General features: G+C 36.0%; 14 protein-coding genes. 13 read left to right on the plus strand and 1 reads right to left on the minus strand.

Annotated features, from left to right (window positions below; translation table 11 throughout):
* Position 1: 1 nt before the first annotated feature.
* The 12 genes from CELAL_RS05505 to CELAL_RS05560 all read left to right on the plus strand — a co-directional run bounded on the left by CELAL_RS05505 (position 2) and on the right by CELAL_RS05560 (position 18,664).
* Positions 2–508 carry a hypothetical protein gene (locus CELAL_RS05505; RefSeq protein ID WP_041557556.1) on the plus strand — a complete coding sequence of 169 codons (507 nt, stop codon included), beginning with the start codon at positions 2–4 and terminating at the stop codon, positions 506–508.
* A gap of 502 nt (positions 509–1,010) precedes the next feature.
* Positions 1,011–1,370 (plus strand): hypothetical protein, encoded by a 360-nt coding sequence (locus tag CELAL_RS05510; protein ID WP_013549921.1) that lies wholly within the window; start codon positions 1,011–1,013, stop codon positions 1,368–1,370.
* 129 nt (positions 1,371–1,499) lie between these two features.
* Positions 1,500–1,676 carry a hypothetical protein gene (locus CELAL_RS22120; RefSeq protein WP_407636736.1) on the plus strand — a complete coding sequence of 59 codons (177 nt, stop codon included), beginning with the start codon at positions 1,500–1,502 and terminating at the stop codon, positions 1,674–1,676.
* A 197-nt stretch (positions 1,677–1,873) separates the two neighbouring features.
* The gene (locus CELAL_RS05515) at positions 1,874–2,230 is read left to right on the plus strand and encodes a hypothetical protein (RefSeq protein WP_013549922.1); all 357 of its coding nucleotides are present in this window, start codon (positions 1,874–1,876) and stop codon (positions 2,228–2,230) included.
* A 54-nt stretch (positions 2,231–2,284) separates the two neighbouring features.
* Positions 2,285–2,461, plus strand: coding sequence for a hypothetical protein (locus CELAL_RS22455; protein WP_174260385.1), 177 nt, complete (start codon positions 2,285–2,287; stop codon positions 2,459–2,461).
* 111 nt (positions 2,462–2,572) lie between these two features.
* Positions 2,573–2,818 (plus strand): hypothetical protein, encoded by a 246-nt coding sequence (locus CELAL_RS05525; protein WP_013549924.1) that lies wholly within the window; start codon positions 2,573–2,575, stop codon positions 2,816–2,818.
* Between the two features lie 447 nt (positions 2,819–3,265).
* Positions 3,266–3,685, plus strand: a complete 420-nt coding sequence (locus CELAL_RS05530) for a hypothetical protein (protein ID WP_013549925.1) — start codon at positions 3,266–3,268, stop codon at positions 3,683–3,685.
* Between the two features lie 339 nt (positions 3,686–4,024).
* Positions 4,025–4,405 (plus strand): endonuclease domain-containing protein, encoded by a 381-nt coding sequence (locus tag CELAL_RS05535; protein ID WP_013549926.1) that lies wholly within the window; start codon positions 4,025–4,027, stop codon positions 4,403–4,405.
* 9 nt (positions 4,406–4,414) lie between these two features.
* Complete coding sequence (locus CELAL_RS05540; protein WP_013549927.1) at positions 4,415–9,463, plus strand: hypothetical protein; 5,049 nt, start codon at positions 4,415–4,417, stop codon at positions 9,461–9,463.
* A 64-nt stretch (positions 9,464–9,527) separates the two neighbouring features.
* Entirely contained in the window at positions 9,528–11,588 is a 2,061-nt protein-coding gene (locus CELAL_RS05545; RefSeq protein WP_013549928.1) for a fibronectin type III domain-containing protein, read from the plus strand.
* Between the two features lie 4 nt (positions 11,589–11,592).
* Entirely contained in the window at positions 11,593–16,467 is a 4,875-nt protein-coding gene (locus CELAL_RS05550; RefSeq protein ID WP_013549929.1) for a T9SS type A sorting domain-containing protein, read from the plus strand.
* A 388-nt stretch (positions 16,468–16,855) separates the two neighbouring features.
* On the plus strand, positions 16,856–18,664 hold the full coding sequence (locus CELAL_RS05560; RefSeq protein WP_013549930.1) for a M61 family metallopeptidase: 1,809 nt from the start codon (positions 16,856–16,858) through the stop codon (positions 18,662–18,664).
* Between the two features lie 80 nt (positions 18,665–18,744).
* Here the strand turns inward: CELAL_RS05560 and CELAL_RS05565 are convergent, their stop codons facing one another.
* A complete protein-coding gene (locus CELAL_RS05565) occupies positions 18,745–19,050 on the minus strand; it encodes a hypothetical protein (protein ID WP_013549931.1) in 306 nt (101 codons plus the stop codon).
* Positions 19,051–19,338: 288 nt separating this feature from the next.
* Here CELAL_RS05565 and CELAL_RS05570 point away from each other — a divergent pair, with 288 nt between their 5' ends.
* A complete protein-coding gene (locus CELAL_RS05570; RefSeq protein ID WP_013549932.1) occupies positions 19,339–19,812 on the plus strand; it encodes a UpxY family transcription antiterminator in 474 nt (157 codons plus the stop codon).
* The last annotated feature ends 98 nt before the right edge of the window (positions 19,813–19,910 follow it).

A 19,910-nucleotide genomic window follows, 5' to 3' on the forward strand; every position in this document is an offset into this window, starting at 1 on the left:
TATGATGAATTTTAATGAAATTTCGATTAGAGCTAGGGTTGGATTTTCTTTATGCTGTTTGGAAAATATGATTGATAATATTAGTTCCGATTCCATAAAGAAATGGAATATTGTATTAAGCAAGTTATGGCGTTTCTCAGAAATTGAATTCGTTGACGAATGGCTTTATGAAGTTTCTAATTCAATGCCTTTATCTATAATTGAAGACCCTTTTGAGCCAGGGGAGGAATTAACAGAAGAAGAATATAATTCTTTAAAATTACTATATAGAAATAATAATGTTTCCATTATAAATGTGATAGAACTAATATTCAAGATGGGTACAATAGAATTATATTCTCAAATTCAAAATAATTCTCCAAAAACAATAGATTTAATTAATGAAATTATTCAGTTAACATTGGATAGTAATACCCGACTTCCAAATAAAGAAGTCTTTGAAAAATATCGAATTGAAGATGCTCAGGGTTGGGGGAAAACTTTCAAAAGATCTGATGTTAAAGAATAGGTTTAATTTTCCTTATTATCATAAAGTCAGGCATATATAAAAAGCCCCAGCTAGCGCGAGCATCATGCTCGTGCCCGCAACAATAAGTAACTAAAAAGTAAAATAGAAATGAGTAGAAAAATATTAAAACAAAATATAGATTACATTCATAATAACCCAGTTGAACAAGATTTTGTTACCAACCCAGTAGATTGGAAAATATAGTAGTGCAAGAAATTATGCAGATAATGAAACTGTATTAAAAATTGACTATCAAGGAATGCATTTAGGAATGATAGAATTATGAGCTTATTAACTAAATATAGTAGCTGTAACGGCACGAGCGTGACGCTCGCGCTAGCGGAGGGATCAGCCACCTATTGCACAAATACAAAAAGAAGGATTGATGAAAGAAGGATTGTTTAAACAAACATCTGATCCAATTCCTTTTACTGGAACTGATGGGGAAATATGGTATTATATTGATTTTGTTGAACTAAGTAAACCTTTAAAATAATTAATTATGAAAATTATTAAACCTGAGGATTTTCCGATTGAAATGAGTTCTGAGAATATCGATATCTTAGCTAGTATGGCTTTAGAAGATGTTATTTCTGAAGAATGGAGAGAAATCACATTTAATATATTAACCGATGAGCAAAATACATTAATAAATAACCGAATATCTGAAATTCAAAGAGAGGACTCTAAGCAACGCTGGAGCTCATTAAGCCCAAAAGAACAAGCAGAAGAAAAGCAAAAGATTGAGGAAAGTATGAAAGATCAATCAACGTTTATTGGTAATATGGGTGAACCAGAAACTTTAGAAGAGTTTAAGAGAAGACGTGGTTACGATCCAAGAGGTTCCAAATATGATAAATAGAAAATTTATTTTAAGCTAATTTTTCTTGTAGTGAATCATTCTGCGCATCCTTAAGCATAAGGTCAACCCGCTAGCATCAAACAGTCACGCTCGTGCCCGCAACAATAAATAACCAAAAGTAAAACAGAAATGAGTGGAAAAGTATTAAAACAAAAGATAGATTACATTCATAATAACCCAGTTGAACAAAGTTTTGTTACTGACCCAGTTGATTGGAAATATAGTAGTGCAAGAAATTATGCAGATAATGAAACTGTATTAAAAATTGACAATCAAGGAATGCATTTAGGAATGATAGAATTATGAGCATATTAACTAAATATAGTAGCTGTAACGGCACGAGCGTGACGCTCGCGCTAGCATGGGGAAAAAGAATATTATACCTAATTTTAAAGTACAGAAAAATGATTTAGCTAATAAATTTTCAAACTTAAATATTGAAAATATAGCAGTACAACCATTTGGAAGTGGCTTTGATTTAAAACCATTTTTAAAATTATAAAATGAACTATTATAGATGCTTGGGTAGTCTTGAAAATGTGATTAGTAGTGAATTACATGAGAAGATAAAGATTTTATTTCCAAATATTAAAGGGCGTCCTAGATTATTTGGATATGATATTGAATTAGAGAGTGAAGAATTAGAATTTTATATTAATACTATTGATGAAAAAGAATATAAAATAGATATTAGTACTAAAAATGAAGAAAATTTACTGGCTATCTTGAATTCTTTAAAGCAAAAATTAATAGAGTTAGAAGGTGAATTCGATTTGGTATATTTCAAGGAAGATGATGATGGTAATCAAATTTCAAAAGACTTAATTTACTTTGATAATAGATCTACTCTTCCCCGCTAGCGCGAGCGTCACGCTCGTGCCCGCAACAATAAGTAACTAAAAAGTAAAATAGAAATGAGTAGAAAAGTATTAAAACAAAAGATAGATAACATTCATAATAATCCGGTTGAACAAGGATTTGTTACCGACCCAGTTGAATGGAAATATAGTAGTGCAAGAAATTATGCAGATAATGAAACTGTATTAAAAATTGACTATCAAGGAATGCATTTAGGAATGATAGAATTATGAGCATATTAACTAAATATAGTAACTGTAATGGCACGAGCGTGACGCTCGCGCTAGCGGGGGTAATACAGGACTTTAGCGATATGTTTCCAAATATAGAAATAAAATTAATCGATGGAGTTAAATAAAGAATTAAGATTTGAAATTATGGTTACTTTTCCCGAAGTGCTTGAAAAAGCTATAAAAAACCATAATGAATTTAATGGTACTGATTTTGAAATAACAGAAACCATCTATGATGAGGTACCTTTTTGTAAGTTAAAAGTAACTAAATATGAAACTTCAGATATTTTTGGTTTAGGTTACAAATTGGCAGCGTTACAATATAGAATGCGAGAAGAAGGAGAAATAGATTGGTAGCTTAAGCTAATTTTTCTTGTAGAAAATTATTCTGTGCATACTTAAGGTTAAGGTCAAGCCCCGCTCCGCAAAGTCTCACGGTTTAGTGGAACAACCCCCCGATAGCGTGAGCGTCACGCTCGTGCCCGCAACAATAAGTAACTAAAAAGTAAAACAGAAATGAGTGGGAAAGTATTAAAACAAAAGATAGATTACATATATAATAACCCAGTTGAACAAAGTTTTGTTACCGACCCAGTTGATTAGAAATATAGTAGTGCAAGAAATTATGCAGATAATGAAACTGTATTAAAAATAAACAATCAAGGAATGCATTTAGGAATGATGGAATTATGAGCATATTAACTAAATATAGTGGCTGTAACGGCACGAGCGTGACGCTCGCGCAAGCATGGGGACTTGATGATTTAGGAAATATCAGTACATCTTACATTGTAAACTAACTTTATGGAAAAAAAATCAAAGTTTAATTTATTCTTTAAAGGATTTAAAGAAAAAACTGAAAATTTTAGTTTGCTCTTTGATTTTCTTATGGATTTCAAATATAAAAATGCTTGGGATAGAGATATTTTCCCTCTATTAGAGAGTGTTAAAACTGGAAAATCATTTGGTGTAGATTGGTCTGATTTTATTTGGGGTACGATTTGTTTTAGAAATGGTTATGTTATGTTTTTAAAAGAATCGATACATCAAGTAGGTAGAAAATTCCCGCCTATTAAAGATATTAATGGCAATGCTTTAGTTGACGAAACTGGTCAATGGTTAGAAAATACTGAATATATAGAATTAAATTATTCTGAATTCTTAAAAATCCCATTGGATGAGTTCATTTCTATATGCAGAAAATGGTATAATGAAGTTTTATAAGGTAAATTAATACATGGTAGGGGTAAGCTCGAAATAAATACAATGTTTGCTATAGAATAATTATGAAAGAATACAATACCCCCGCGAGCGTCACGCTCGTGCCCACAAAATTAGGTTAATGTCATATAAAAATAAAACAGCAAAATAATAACCATGCGTAAAACACCCCTGCCTATCGGCAGGCCCCTCAAGAGGACAATTATTACGCAAACAATTCCCCCTTTGAAGGGGGATTAAGGGGGATGTAAAATGGTAAACCAAACTAGTGAGTTAAATTAAGTACAAAAAAGAAATATAACCCAAAACAGATTTATGCCTCCCTCAAAAGGACACTGAATTATGAGCAAAAAACGCAACTACATAATATCTAACCCTAAGCTAAAAGCTTATGCTAGGCAGTTGCGTAATAATAGCACTTTGGCTGAGGTGTTACTTTGGCAAAAAATAAAACGGAAAGCTTTGGGCGTTGGGTTTCATAGGCAAGTCCCTATTAACGAGTTTATAGTAGATTTTTATTGCCATGAAATCCAATTAGCCATTGAAATAGATGGCAGTAGCCACGATACCCAATACGATTACGATTATAGGCGGCAAAACATTTTAGAAACAAAAGGAGTTGAATGTATACGTTTTGAAGATATCGCAATAAAAAAAGAACTATTCAGTGTTTTACTGGCTTTAGAAAGTAAAGTAGAGCAGCTAATAAAACACGAATCATAACCAACAATTATGAATAAAAAATACCTATTTACAATAGTACTACTGTGGAGTTTTCTGCTAAACGCAAACAATGCCCTTGCTAGTGCTGAGCTGCCTCTGCTGAGCGTGGTCACTGAATATAGCCCAAGTGGAGCCAAAGTAAGTCGTGCAATAAAAGGAACGAATGTTCCCCCTCCTTCGGAGGGGGCTAGGGGGAGGACAAACCCTGGCGATTCCGTAAAAACTAAAAAAGCAAACACTAGTCAGTTAAACTATTTACAGCAATTAAATACCTTGCGTACTAAAACAACTGAACTTACATCGAATCGCCTAACGTCTGTACAAACCAAAGTAACAGAAGTCTCCCTTCCTTCGGAGGGGGCTAGAGGGAGGACCTTCCCTACCCTAGACCAAAAACTTTTAGAAAACAACATGCTGCCTGGCGGGCAGGCAGGCTTCAACATCGCGCTAGCAAACAGCAAGCCTGAGTTTACGCAAGAATATATTACAGCAAATTTCAGCTCAAATCCAAAAGTTGATGCCTTGGTTGCTCAGGCAAAAAACGCTTTTAAGGAACTTAAAAAGCTAGGCAATTTTGCTGATATTATTACAGGTAAAGAGTTATTGGAGTTACCTGTAGGTCTTAGAAAAAAAGATTCTACTTCTGGAAATACTGTAGAATTAGCTATTGTTCAAGTAAAATTTACGCCTCAATACGCAGAATTTAAAGCTTGGGCAAAACTTACTGTTCCAGAAAAAGGTGTTAATGGCGAAACAGAACGCGAACTATATTTTGGCGCAGAAGGCATCAAACTGTCCCACGATGGGGCTCTTTTGGGCGATATGAAATTAGTACTCTTGGGCAACCAAGCTATTCCTATACAAGGAGATAATTGGCTATTGACTCTAAAGGGGGGCATCAACCTAAAAACGGGTGCTTTTGGAGAAGAGTCTTATGTAGAATTTGATTGTAGTGGTTTAAAATCTATCGGTTTAGAAGGTGATATTCGTATTTCTCGTAATGTGCTACTTCCCATTACGAGCGGCGGCAACTATACCTGCGGAACTGCTCCCGACAATCAATATTTAAAAGACAAAGATGATGTTGTCAACAATAAATGCTATGTAGGCGCATCTTTTAGTGCAGAAGCAAACGGTTGGAACGATATTCTCCTAGAGGTTACCTTACCAAAATTTGAGGTCGTTGGCCTCAAAGGATGGGGATTTAATATAAAACGAGCTGTTCTTGATTTAAGTGATACAAAAAATGCTTCTGGCATTAAATTCCCAAAAGAATATAGTACACTATACAACAACTCCACCAGAAAATTATGGCGCGGATTCTACGCTAAAGAGATTAGTGTTATGCTCCCAAAAGGGATTGAAAAAACTAAGAAATCTAGTGATCGAGTAGAATTTGGCGCTAAAGATTTGATTTTAGACAGTCAAGGAGTTTCCGGAACATTCTATGGAGAAAATGTATTAAATATTGGTGAAGGTTCTGCCGGTAAATGGGCATTTACGATAGAAGATGTTAGCTTAACATTAGCCATGAACTCCGTTACTGCAGGATCAATGGCAGGAGATGTTTCTGTGCCTATATTAAAAGAAGCCATGGAATATGAAGGCTATGTTTCCTCTAATGCTTGGGGATTAGAGGTAAATAGAAAGAGTGACTTTCTAGCTCCTGTATTTTTGGGTGAAATTCTACTCGAAAAAAACTCAAAAGTTGGTATTGATGTAAAAGAGGGGTATGTATACCCTCATGCCAATCTAACAGGGCAATTATCTATCATAGGTAAAATAAACCAAAAAGAAGGTGATGAAAAAATTAGTAAAGATGAAGTGGCCGTTGACAGCAAAGGTTTCAACTTTCCAGGAATTGTATTTGAAGAACTTAAATTAGAAACCGAACCTGGTAAAAAAACAATTAGTGCCAAATCATTTGGTTTTACGGGAGAAATGAATCTAATGGGCTTCCCCGCCTCTATCTCTAAACTAGAATTAGTAACTCCTGATAATGAAGTGGGCTTATCTTTTGATTTAAAAATCAATCTTGATGCGCAAGGGTCACATGCGACGACTAGCTTAAATATTTTAGGAAAACTAGAAGATGAGGCTAGCGTCCAAGAATGGAAATTCAGTCGTGTAAAAGTAGACGGAATAGCAATTGATTACGAAAAAAGTGGCGTAGCACTTAAAGGGAGTTTAGAAATCATGGAAGACCATAGTTGGTATGGAGATGGATTTAAAGGTGATTTAACGGCCACTATAAAAGACCTAGATTTTACAGCCAAAGGAAAAGCAATATTCGGAAATAAAGATTTTAGGTATTGGAATGTAGATATTTGGACAGAAGATAATTCTACCCCTCAGAATAACAAACTACTCATCACTGCATTTGCTGGTGGTGTTTCTTATAAGATGAAAAAAACTAGGGGCAATAGCGATGGTTTTTCTCCATCTTCTGCAGTGTACATCCCTAATGAAGACTACGGCCTAGGCATTCGTGCAGGTATAAAAATAAGCACTAAAAACACGGATTCTTTTAACGGTAAAGCTTATTTGGATATGGAATTTAACCCAAGCGGAGGGCTAAACCGTATAGGCTTTGTAGGAGAAGGAGCCGTAATGTCTGGAGCATCTGGAGGAGATTCAGAAACATTAGAAGAACTTTCTTCAATAGAAACTAAAATTAATGAGTTCGCAGAGAAAAATCCGAAGATCGCAGAACAATTAACAAAATACGGCAATTATCTAAACCTATCTAAAGAAGCCATTCCGGTAAGAGATGTAGCTTCTTCAGGGAAAATAGGAATATATATTGGTATTGAAAAAGACTTTGTCAATGGCACTTTTGATGGGGATTTTGAATTGTATATGGACACCAAAGGTATTCGAGGAGGAGGAGATAGCAATCTAGCAGGATGGGCAAAAATACATACCGGACCTAATGATTGGTACTTACATATAGGTTCTCCACAAAGAAGACTTTCCCTTATTTTTGATATGGGAACGGAAGAGCTAGAAGTAGGTGGTTACTTTATGACAGGAACCCAATTACCTACTCAATTAGACCCGCATCCACGAGTTATTGAAATATTAGGAAGTGACCTTTTAGATGGTAACCGAAAAGAAAACCAACTTGCCGCAGGTAAAGGCTTTGCATTTGGCTTGAATTTCACCTACAGAAAAAATTATGAGTTTCTAGTTTTTTATGCTGCCCTAGAGGCTGGTGCTGGTTTTGATGTAATGCACGCCTATTATCCAAATGCAAAATGTGTAGGTCGTACTGGACCTGTTGGTAATGATGGCTGGTATTCTACCGGACAAGTATATGCGTACCTCTATGGTGAATTTGGAGTTAAAGTAAACCTCTTCTTTATTAAAGGAAAATTTCAAATTGCAGAAGCAGGTGTTGCTGCACTTCTTAGAGGGCAATTCCCTAATCCTGTTTACATAGAAGGCTATGTGGGTATGTACTACAATATTTTAGGTGGACTAGTAAAAGGGCGCATGCGTTTAAAAGTAGAAATGGGCGAAGAATGTGAACTAGAAAATATAAACAATGCCATTGGTGTACCAATGATTTCAGATCTTACTCCAAGAGATAAAGGTGATGATATTTCTGTCTTTGCTGCACCGCAAGCGGTATTTAATTATGCTGCAAATGAAGATTTTTCGGTGGACTTAGATGAAGGCAAAAAAACGTTTAAGCTTCGGTTGAAAAATTTCACCGTTACATCAGAAGGGAAAGAATTAGAAGGTACGCTTGAGTGGAATGATACGAATGACGCGGTAACCTTTAAACCTAAAGAAACACTACCCTCAGAGAAAGAAGTAAAAGTTACCGTAGAAGTTAGTTTCGATGAAAAAATAGGAGGTTCTTATCAAACGGTGATCCAAAATGGAGCACCAGCGGTAGAAAAATTAGAGTCCATATTTGTTACCGATAAAGCTCCAGATCACATTCCTCTAGAAAATATAGCTTATATATATCCAGTCATTAATCAAGGAAGCTTTTATCCTGAAGTGTATGATAAAGGATATGTAAAAATGATAACACCTCAAAACTATCTTTTTGATAGTGGGTATGAAATGCGTGCGGAGTTTGTAACCAAAAACACAGGTCAAGGAGTACGTACGGATGTGTCTTATGATCGCGAAAAATCGACTGTTTTTTATGACTTACCACAAATGAGTCTGAACAATAATTACAGTCTAAGCTTAATGGCGTTTCCTCCAGGTGCTGATATTCAGACTGAAATCATCATTGAAGAGACGGAGTTATTAGATGCTAGTAATGAAGGTGGAGATACGAATTGGTTTGATGTCAATAGCAATACTCAAGAAAAACAAGTCACGAATGAATCGAGTAGCGTGATTGTCTCCAATAAAAAAGCTGCAAACGTAACGATATCAAATGGTACACCTAAATCTATCTTATTGTACAACTTTAAAACGAGTCAATATGCCACATTCAAAGATAAAATCTACGATTTGAATGTTATAGACAATCTTACAAATTTCATTTATGCTGATGTTCATTCACTCTCCATAAAGGTAGATACGTATGAATATTTAACCCGCTTAGAGATACTTGGAAATCAATATACACAAGATGAGCCGTTAATTTATGCGCAAGCAAAATTAGATGACACGTATTACAAGAATCAGATTTATCCGTTGATTTATGAAAATTACCCTCTAGATGGTACTATTAAAGTAAACCGAGATGAAAACTTACTTGGTATACCCCCTATTAGAGCCTTTTATATAGGAAATGAATATTTAGCTAATATAACTAACAATCCTACTTCTGCTTGGGTTCAAAATAGGATTCCGTTTGTATACAATTTACCCTTTCAATACAAAATGGATATGCTATACCTGAGAAATGAAATTGCTAACCGATATGCCAATACAGAAGGCGACAAAGACAAGTATGAGTCCTATAAATATATCATACAAAAATCTTTTCCTCCTTTACCTCTAGGAAAGTACAAAGCAAAATTGATTTATAGAACTCCAGGAGGTTTGTATGAAAAAGGGTATCAGATTAAGTATACCAATGATTAACCAAAATGGTTCATCATTAAGAAAACACATTGAGATAAAAAGTCAAAATATAAAAAATTAAAAAGTGAAATATCTACTTATAGTATTCAGCATAGTTTCTTCTATGTTACAGGCACAAGAGACTGCTAGCGTAAAAGTAATTTCGCGAACCCAGCAAGACCGGGTGTTATTGCGATGGGCGGTAGACCAACCCCAAGCATGGAAAGAAGCTAATGCACGAGGCTTTTTAATTGAGCGAAGTACAATTTCTAGAAATGGAGAAGCTGTTGTTCCTATTGAGAGAAGCATGCTTGTTACTGAACCTTTAAAACCTAAACCTTTAGAGGCATGGGAAACACTTGCTACGAAAGACCAAAATGCTGCTATTCTTGCTCAAGCCCTCTACGGAGATAGTTTTGAGACCTCAGCGCCGGGAGAAGGCCTTGGTGTTATTTATGCCGTTAATGAAGAACTAGAACAACGTTTTACATTTGGCTTATTGGCTGCGGAACAGAATTATGAAGCTGCAAAACTAGCAGGTTGGGCTTTTGAAGATACTACTGCAAAAAAAGGAGAGAACTATATTTATACTATTACCGTAGCTATACTTGCTGAAAGCACTTTAATTATTAAAAAGGGGACAGTTTATAGTAGCTTGGATGATTTTGAAGCGCTTCCAAAACCTATAGGCTTTTTTGGCCTTTTTGAGGATAATCATGCTAATCTGAGCTGGAATTTTAACTTACTGCAAGAGTTGTATACCAATTACAGCATTGAACGATCAGAAGATAATTCTGTTTTTGAGCAACTCAATGCTGCACCAATATTTAGCGTACAAGAATCTAATGGACCAAACGGAACCTCGCTATCTTACACGGATTCTATACCAAACAATAAAACTTTTTACTACCGCATAAAAGGAAAAACTGCCTTCGGAGAAGTGAGTCCGCCTTCTGAAATAGTTTCAGGTAAAGCACAAGAAAATTTAGCTTTTTCTCCAAGGATTACCCGAAAAGAAATCCCTACAGATTCCACAGCAACACTTTATTGGGAATTTGATCAAAAAGGAAACGACTTAATTACAGGTTTTGAGGTGCACCGTGCTAACTCTGACGACGGACCTTTTGAAGTGGTAAAAAAGAATATTTCTAATACGGCTCGTACAACAACTGTTGGTGGTTTAAAAAGGATAAATTATTTTACTGTGGTTGCACTGGGGAAAAATGGCGTCAAGAGTGAATCTTTTGCTGCTATGATTCAGCCTGTAGATTCGACCCCTCCGCTACCTCCAACAGAGTTAAGTGCTGCTTTAGACACAACGGGTATTTTACGCCTTAGTTGGAAAAAGAATTCTGAAGAAGATTTAAAAGGATATCGAATATTCACGGCTAATAATCCAGATGTGGAATTCAATGAAATAACTCAAAAAACGTATGTATCAGAAATATTTGTAGACACCATTCCTATAAAAAACTTAAACAAAAAAATCTATTTTAAAGTTAAAGCCGAAGATTTCAGATACAATCAATCAAAATTTTCAGAAGTATTAATAGTTGACAAACCAGATGTAAGTCCACCTTCCCCTCCTTTTTTTAAGCGATATAGCAGTAATACTGATGGGATTGCACTACAATGGACACCAAGCAGCAGTAAAGATGTGAATTCTCAAATAATTTACAGAAGAAATAATGCCAAAACGGATCCTTTATGGGAACAAATTACGGAAATAGAATCGGCCTTAGACAGCACCTATACAGATAACTCATTACAAACAACGGGCTCTTACTCCTATACCATTATAGCTAAAGACAAGGTAGGTTTAGAAAGCTCCGTTACCGAGGCATTGACCATATTCTGGAATGGAAAAGAAATACAAGAAGAAGCTATAAAATTCTCAGGTATCGTAGATCGCGAATTACGCTTTATCAATCTTTCGTGGAAAATGAAGGATATACCTATCGTTGAGTATCGTTTATACCGTGGAACCACTAAAGACGATTTGAAATTATATAAGGTGATTGATGGTTCATCCAATGGCTATAACGATACTAGTTTAGAAATTAATACGGATTACTGGTATGGACTACAAGCTATATTGAATGGAGGAAGGACTAGTCCTATCAAAGAAATTAATTTAAAATATTAAGAAGATGAAAAAGATTTTATTCATTTTAGTTTGTTTACTTTTTTCTGTGATTGGATATTCTCAAGGAACGTTATATGTCCTTTCAGATGAGTCTGATTTCACAAACGAAGTACAATTACTGGAACAATACGGTCTTGATGTCGATGCTGGTATTGCATATTATACTTACCCTCAAGGAATATATACCATACCTGGTAATCAGGTAGAAATTAAATGGGATATTTATTTAGGTTATAATGATGATCCTACAAATAATTGCAATGGTCGATGTGGACAATTTGATTGGTATTGTGAGAGATATTCAGATAGTAATCGTTATGATTTTTATAAAATAATCACACCTTTCGAATACGCCGAAAATCTTACTGGAGGTTGTCTAGTTATTGAATATCAAGGTTTGTTTATACCAGATATGGCACCAAGTTTAGATACTGGAGTATGTAAACCAATTTTTGATGATTATAATGGTCAAACTTTTAATTTATCAGAAGCAGATGTTCATTGGGAATACTGGAATGGTTCAGATTGGGATATTTTACCTAATTACGCTAACACTTTTCCGTTAAATAAAAGTATTATTGAAATATTTGGCGATAATTACGAAAGTATAATTGGGGGAGAAGAAACACTCCAGTTACAATATTCTGTTTTTAGTGATAGTTATTTCTCCTCAACATTTCTTGTCGATTTAAAAGCCTGCTCCCCCAATCTCCAAAACACAGAATGGACAGACGAAACTTGTTTCAATAAAAAAGATGGTAGTGTAACTCTTACTTTTGATAGAAATGTTGATACAGCCAATAACTATACAATGCGATATTTCGTATACGAAGGTGATCCGACAATTTTCCCTGAAAATCGTTTTACAGATGTTAATCAACCCGTTTTAACAGGAATTCAAGTTTTAGCAGATCCTTTCATTACACTTGACACCAATTTTCAGGGGACCTATTATGGATTAGAACAGGGTTCATATTTTATTGTTTATCAAGAAGTAAAATATGAAAACGGAACAGTTACTGTAAAAAGTGGAGAAATAACACAGCAATTCACAATTGATAGTCCAAGCCAAGTAATAACAACTGGCACTTTTACTGCTGCAAGTTGTGGTAATCCTGCTGAAATTGCATTTGCTGCTTCTGGCGGTGGTACGCCTAGTGGTAATGCTCCTAGTGGCTATGCTTATGAATACAGCATAAATAATAATACAAATTGGCTAGCAGCTTCAAACCCTTTGCTTATTTCACCCACAGCCAATCAACAAACTATTTATGTAAGAGCCCTTGTCGCGGGGAGTGATCCAGAATGTGCTGGCACAGAATTATCCTATGTTATTGCTCCAAGTACACCCCAACTTTCTATTGTGAGCAATCCAACATTTGTTCCTCCTACGACGGATTCTAGTACTGACGGTTCTATTCGGATAGAAATTGAAAATGGCGCACCTAGCTATACCTATATTCTTAATAAATTGAATAGTGCCACGAATACTTTTGTACCTGTTCAAAACGTTTCGAGTTCGCTTACAACAGTAGACTTTTTAGCAATTGATGTTGGTACCTATAGCATTACCGTGACCGATGCGGATGGCTGTCCACAAACGTCAGCAAATAGTGTGGTAACCAAAGAAACTATTCCACTTATCACCAATAATCCTATTACCGAAATAACTTGTTTTAATAGCGCTGATGGTCGTGTAAGTGCTGCAATTTCAGGATTTAATACCAATTACAAATACCAATGGATTAGTAATGGCATCGCTTCAGCAATTTTAACAGATTCTGATCCAATACAATCCTTATCTAATTTAAATACTGGTGGAACGTACACACTTCGCGTCGCTTCTGGTAGACTCCCTGATGCAGCCTTTTCTGTCGCTACAAACTATAACGAAGTAAGTTTTACACTTGCTAATCCGACCCAAGTAGCTATTAATAGTGCTATTCCCAGTAACACCAACTGTAATGGCGGTACTGACGGTTCTATAACGCTAAACCTATCAGGAGGAACTAGCTATGCATACGCCTTAGGAAATACACCTACGGACTGGCTGCCTTTGAGCGGCAATACCATTACTAATTTAAGTGCCGGAAGCTATATCGTTACTGTCAGAAATGAGAATGGGTGCGAATCACAGCTCTCCGCTTCTATTTTCATTGATGAACCTAGTCTTTTAGACGTTACTGAGGTTCCAAATAGCAGACAAAATGCGACCACCAATGGAGGGAATGATGGCGCAATCTCCATTGCTATTACTGGTGGAGAAGCACCCTACACCTTTGAGTGGACTGGTCCAAATGGATATGCTTCAACAAGCCAAAATCTCAATTCGTTAAGTACGGGCGACTATTATCTAACGCTGACCGATGCCAATTTATGTACGGAAAATTTAGGTCCGATATTCATCAGCGAACCGGGTCCCTTAGCCATTACCTCCCTGGACCCTACTCATGTGCAGTGTAAAGGCGAAAATTCTGGAAGTATTACCGCCGTAGTTACTGGTCTCCCTGCTTTTGAGTATGAGTGGACTAAAGTTGGAGACCCTAGTTTTTCAGCTCCTAATCAAGCTACTATCAGTGGACTATCTATAGGAACCTATAATCTTGTTTTATCGGATGCTACCGGAGACCCTTCCGTAACTCAATCCATAACAATTACAGAACCTACTGATATTTTATCAGCAACTGTAACTACAAAAGCTGCTTCATGTTTTAATGGAGCAGATGGTGAAATAACAATTATAGCTACTGGAGGTACTGCACCATATCTATATAATTTTGATACTGGCCTAGGATTTCAAAATAGTCCAACCCTTGGAAACTTAGCTACAGGCAACTTTTCAAATAGTATCGTACAAGATGCTAATGGCTGTACATTTATCCTACCCGAAATCTTTATCGACCAAGCAACAGAATTAAATATAATTACAGATCAGCTACTCAACATTTCCGAAGCTGGAGAAACCGATGGTGCTATTTACACCACCACAAATGGAGGAACTTTGCCTTACACCTTTTCTTGGTCAGGCCCCGATAGCTTTTCCGCCACAAGTAAAGATATTACCGAATTAACCTTAGGCCTTTACACGCTAACTGTTACCGATGCCAACAATTGTACGATTGATAAATTATTCAACATCACGGAACCAGGAGAATTAACTATTGCTGTGCAGCAAACAATTTTCTTAAACTGCAATGCAGAAACTACGGGTGAAATTACGGCCGATGTGCAAGGGGGTGTACTCAATTATACCTATGAATGGCATCAAATACTAAATGGAAATGATAGTATCTTAAGTGAGACCACAAACATTTTAGGAAATTTACCAGCGGGTAGCTACTATACTATAGTAACAGATGCCAATGCTGTAACTAGAACCTCATCAACCATTACTATTACCGAACCAGAGGAATTGGTAGCTACGCTAAATAATAAAGTTGATGTACTATGTAATGCAGAGGCTACTGGTAGCATTGATGTTACTATAACTGGCGGTACGGCTCCGTATACCTTCTATTGGAATAATGCTTTAAGCACACAAAATTTAGATGCACTACCTGCGGGCGACTATTATTTTGATGTTATTGATGCCAATGGATGCTCTGACCAATTAGAAGTTACTATTGAAGCTCCTACAAATCCATTATCCATCAGCACACAAACAGTTGTAGATGCTTCTGAATATCAAGCTATAGATGGCAGCATTTCTATTGAACTATCTGGTGGTGCTCCTGCTTATACTATATTATGGACTAAAGTTTCTGACAACACCTTTATAAGTGCTGAAAATGGTATAAATAATTTAACTGCTGGTGATTATCAAGTACTCGTGACAGATACCAACGGATGTTCTTTAACAGAAGTATTCACGATCAATCAGCCAGATATCATCGAAGAAACTATCACCGCACCTATTTGTGCGGGCGGTACGGATGGAAGTATCAGTCTTATCGTAAATAAGGGTAATGGTATTTTCTCTTATAGCTGGAATAATGGAGCAACTACTTCCGATATTAATAATTTGAGTGCAGGAGAATATACGGTATTGATTACTGGTTTTGATGCACCTATTTATAGAACCTACGTGGTAGAAGATCCTTTACCTATTCAAATTAATTTGGGAGAAGATCGGGTTTTGTGTGAAGGTCAAGTTTTAACTCTTAATGCCACCGTAGAAAATCTTGATGCTACTTATATGTGGGTGGGTGACAATGGTTTTTCGAGTGACGAAGCCATCGTCACCTTATCTGAAAGAGGTAGCTATACCCTAAATATATCAACAGCTACTGGTTGTACCGTAACGGGAACTATTACTATCGATGTGAGCGATGAAGAAATAAGTGCAGAATTAGCAGTATCATCACAAGTATTCGTGGGAGAATCTCTAATCTTAGTAGATATTAGTTATCCACTTCCTGAATCTATGGAATGGATCATTCCTGACAATGCAACTATAATTACGAGTACTACTGATGAAGCAGAAATTACGTTTGATACGCCCGGGGAATATGAAATAGGAATTATTACCCAAAGGGGTCCGTGTACAGAAATTCAAACTAAAAAAGTATTGGTACTCAATACTGATCCTACAGTGAACGCTGTAGATACAGAAAACGGACAAAAACTGATAGAAGATTTTATCTTATACCCTAACCCTACCTCGGGAGTTTTCAATGCTCAAATTACGATGAGTGAAGTTGGCGCTATTAGCATTAAAGTATTCAGTTTTGCCAATAACAATCAAATAGCTATTGTCAAAGAAAAAGGAAAAGCTACGTATGATATTCCTTTTGATATTTCAATCATGCCTGCAGGTGTGTATGCTGTACTATTAGAAACACCTTATGGAACATCCCTAAGGAAAATAATTATCAAATAGCAAAGTGCACCAATATAAGAAATCTAAAAAACTGTAATAACATACTGTGCGCAGAACACTCCTGCCTATCGGTTGTCCCCAAGGGGACAATTATTGACATAAAAAATTACTAGCACGAACAATTCCCCCTTTGAAGGGGGATTAAGGGGGATGTCCTACGCTGTTTCTACAACACCAACTGATTCGGTAGAAGCTAAAAAAACAAATGATAGTCAAGCAAAACATGCACACCAATTAAATATCTTACGAACAAAAACATCCCTGCCTATCGGCTGTCCCCTCAAGGGGACAATTCTTAATAGCTACATTTCTTACGGAAATAAAAACGGTGAGCCCACTTTTTCTCTTAATTGAAAATACTATCTTAGTCCACCTAAATAGTATTTACATGAAACCACTACTCTTACTTGCTACATTCCTTTTTTCAATTAGCAGCAACGCACAAACCAACAGCTATACCATTTCTTTTGAAAATGCGGTGCATCATGAAGCGGAAATTACAGCAACATTCCCTAAGGTTACTTCAGAAATTTTTAGTGTACGTATGAGTAGAACATCTCCTGGGAGGTATGCACTACATGAATTTGCCAAAAACATCTACGCCGTAAAGGCAACCGATAGCCAAGGAAAATCGCTGACTATAAAGCGCCCAAATCCCTACCAATGGGATATTACTGGGCATGACGGTACCGTAAACATTAGCTATACATTATTCGCAGATCGTGCAGATGGTACGTATTCTCAGATTGATGAAACCCACGCACATTTAAATATCCCAGCTACCTTCATATATGCCCCTGAATTTTCCGAACGTAAGATTACAGTAGATTTCAATCCTCGAGAAGATCTAAACTGGAAAATAGCTACACAACTGCCTTTGGTTGCTAACAACACCTATAGCGCCAAGAACTTGCAGTATTTTATGGATAGCCCTACTGAATTAAGCAATTTTGGATTGCGAGAATTTGAGGTAGTAGAAGCAGATGGAAAAAAGAAAAATATCCGTTTTGTTTTACATCACAATGGAACAGAAGCCGAACTAGACACTTATTTTGAGAAAATAAAAAAAACGGTTTTGGCGGAAGAAGCAGTTTTCGGGGAGCTTGCAGATTTTGATTATGGCACCTATACCTTTCTGGCCTGTTATATTCCTAATGCTTCTGGTGATGGTATGGAGCATAGAAATTCTACCATACTAACCAGTACACGAAGTCTTGCCGATGGCGGAATGGAAAACAATATAGGAACAGTTTCTCATGAATTTTTTCATAGTTGGAATGTAGAACGTATACGACCAGAAAGCTTAGAGCCTTTTAATTTTGAAGAGGCTAATATGAGTGGCGAATTATGGTTTGCAGAAGGGTTTACCAGCTATTACACGAATCTTATATTATGTAGAACAGCGCTAATAACAAATCAGGAATATGTTGAAGGTCTAACGGGTACCTTTAATTATGTATGGAATTCTCCTGCAAGACAATTTTTTAATCCGATAGAAATGAGCTACCAAGCTCCTTTTGTAGATGCCGCTACCTCCGTAGATCCTGTAAACCGAGAAAATACGTTTATATCTTATTACTCCTACGGAAGTATTCTAGGACTAGCACTAGATTTATCCCTAAGAGAAAAAGGTTTGAATTTAGATGATTACATGAAATTGGTGTGGACTACCTACGGAAAAAATGAGATTCCTTATACTATAGAAAACCTCAACGAAAGTTTAAATACCTATGCAGGAAAGGCTTTTGGTGATGCTTTTTTCAATGCCTATATCTACAAGAGTGGCATGCCAGACTATACAGCACTATTAGCAACTGTTGGCGTAGGCTTAAAACAAGACACACAAATACCAGACTTTGGCGCTACCGTAGCTATCAATACAAAAATGCAAGGAGAGATCAAACGAAACACTACTATTGGTAGTCCTGCTTATTTAGGCGGACTAGATAAAGGTGATTTTATTACGCAAGTAAACGGACAAGCATTACCTAGTACAACCAGTTTTGAAGACTATATAAAAACCTTTGAGATTGGCACAGAATTAAAAATCGATTTTCTTAGAAATGCAGTACCACAAAAAACAATAGTAAAAATTGCTTCTAGCCAAACATATAGTATTGAACTTATGGAAAAGCAAGGCAAAAAACCATCTAAAAAGATTCTTAAAAACAGAGCTGCTTGGCTTACGCTACAATAGCATATTAGGGTTCACAAAGATTTCTCAAAAATGAGGGACCTTTGTGAACCATAATTAGTACTGAACTAGAACAGCCGTATTTATTCTAAAACAAAAACAACATTACGCTTCACTTTAGAAGCCGTAGTTTTTTTCATTTTAGACGCTATCAATTTAGAATATGCTAATTGATTCGCTGCTATTTGCTGTAAATCTTGCGATAATGGTTTAGACTTCTGTTTAGCTTCAACCGTTGCCATAATTTGCTTTTTAGGAGAACCCTTAAATAAATTAATGCCGAACTCTGCCAGAATATGGTCTAAACTGTTCGTGGTTTGCTTTTTCGAAATTTTCAATTCGCGCTTAGAAGTGCCTTTAAACTCCTTTTTAAATAAAGTAGAAAACATAAGTGGTTAATTTGGGTTCTGTAAAGCTAACGAAACATTTTAAGTAATCGTACAAAAAATAAATTAAAATTAAAGAATTTTCCTACAATTTAGCCAGGAACCATATAAATAACTCAGTAGCTGATGATTAGGTGAAAGGAGATACAATAGGAGAAAAACCTACTTTTTGATAAAATCAAAAATAAAATTGATAGCAGCAACACGCTTACAAATGCCATGATTTTAAAGCTTATATTTTGAGAATATAGGGGTTATCTATATATTACCCCTTTATTAAGAGAAATTTCTATGAATTGGTATGTAGTCTATGTACAATCTAAAAAAGAAAAGAAGGTCGCAGAAATCTTGCAAAAAATGCAGATAGAAGTGTACTGTCCTCTTATTAAAGAAGTTAAACAGTGGAGTGATCGAAAAAAAACGATTGAAAGTCCATTGTTTAAATCCTACGTTTTTGTTAGACTTCATGATAAAGAACGCTCTAACGTTTTTGATGTTCCTGGTGTTGTACGTTATTTATTTTGGTTGGGGCAACCGGCAATAGTCAGAGATGAGGAAATAGCTATTATTAAAAAATGGCTCGAAGATGATACTATCGAAGAAATTACCCTCCATAAATTACTGCCTGGTGATGAAATACTCATTAAAAATGGTCCTCTAAAAGATAAAAAAGCAATCATTCAAGAAGTAGGAAAAAAAAGAATACGATTGGCCATTCCGGGATTAAGCATCATCATCAATGCTAAAATAAAAGATATCGTATAACGCACTATATATCAATACCTAAGATACGTATCAAAACCCTCATCTTAGTTTTATTTACACTCTAAAACACCAGGGAACTATGCTAATCTTCAATACCC

It is taken from the genome of Cellulophaga algicola DSM 14237, assembly GCF_000186265.1.
In the GTDB taxonomy this organism is placed as follows: domain Bacteria; phylum Bacteroidota; class Bacteroidia; order Flavobacteriales; family Flavobacteriaceae; genus Cellulophaga; species Cellulophaga algicola.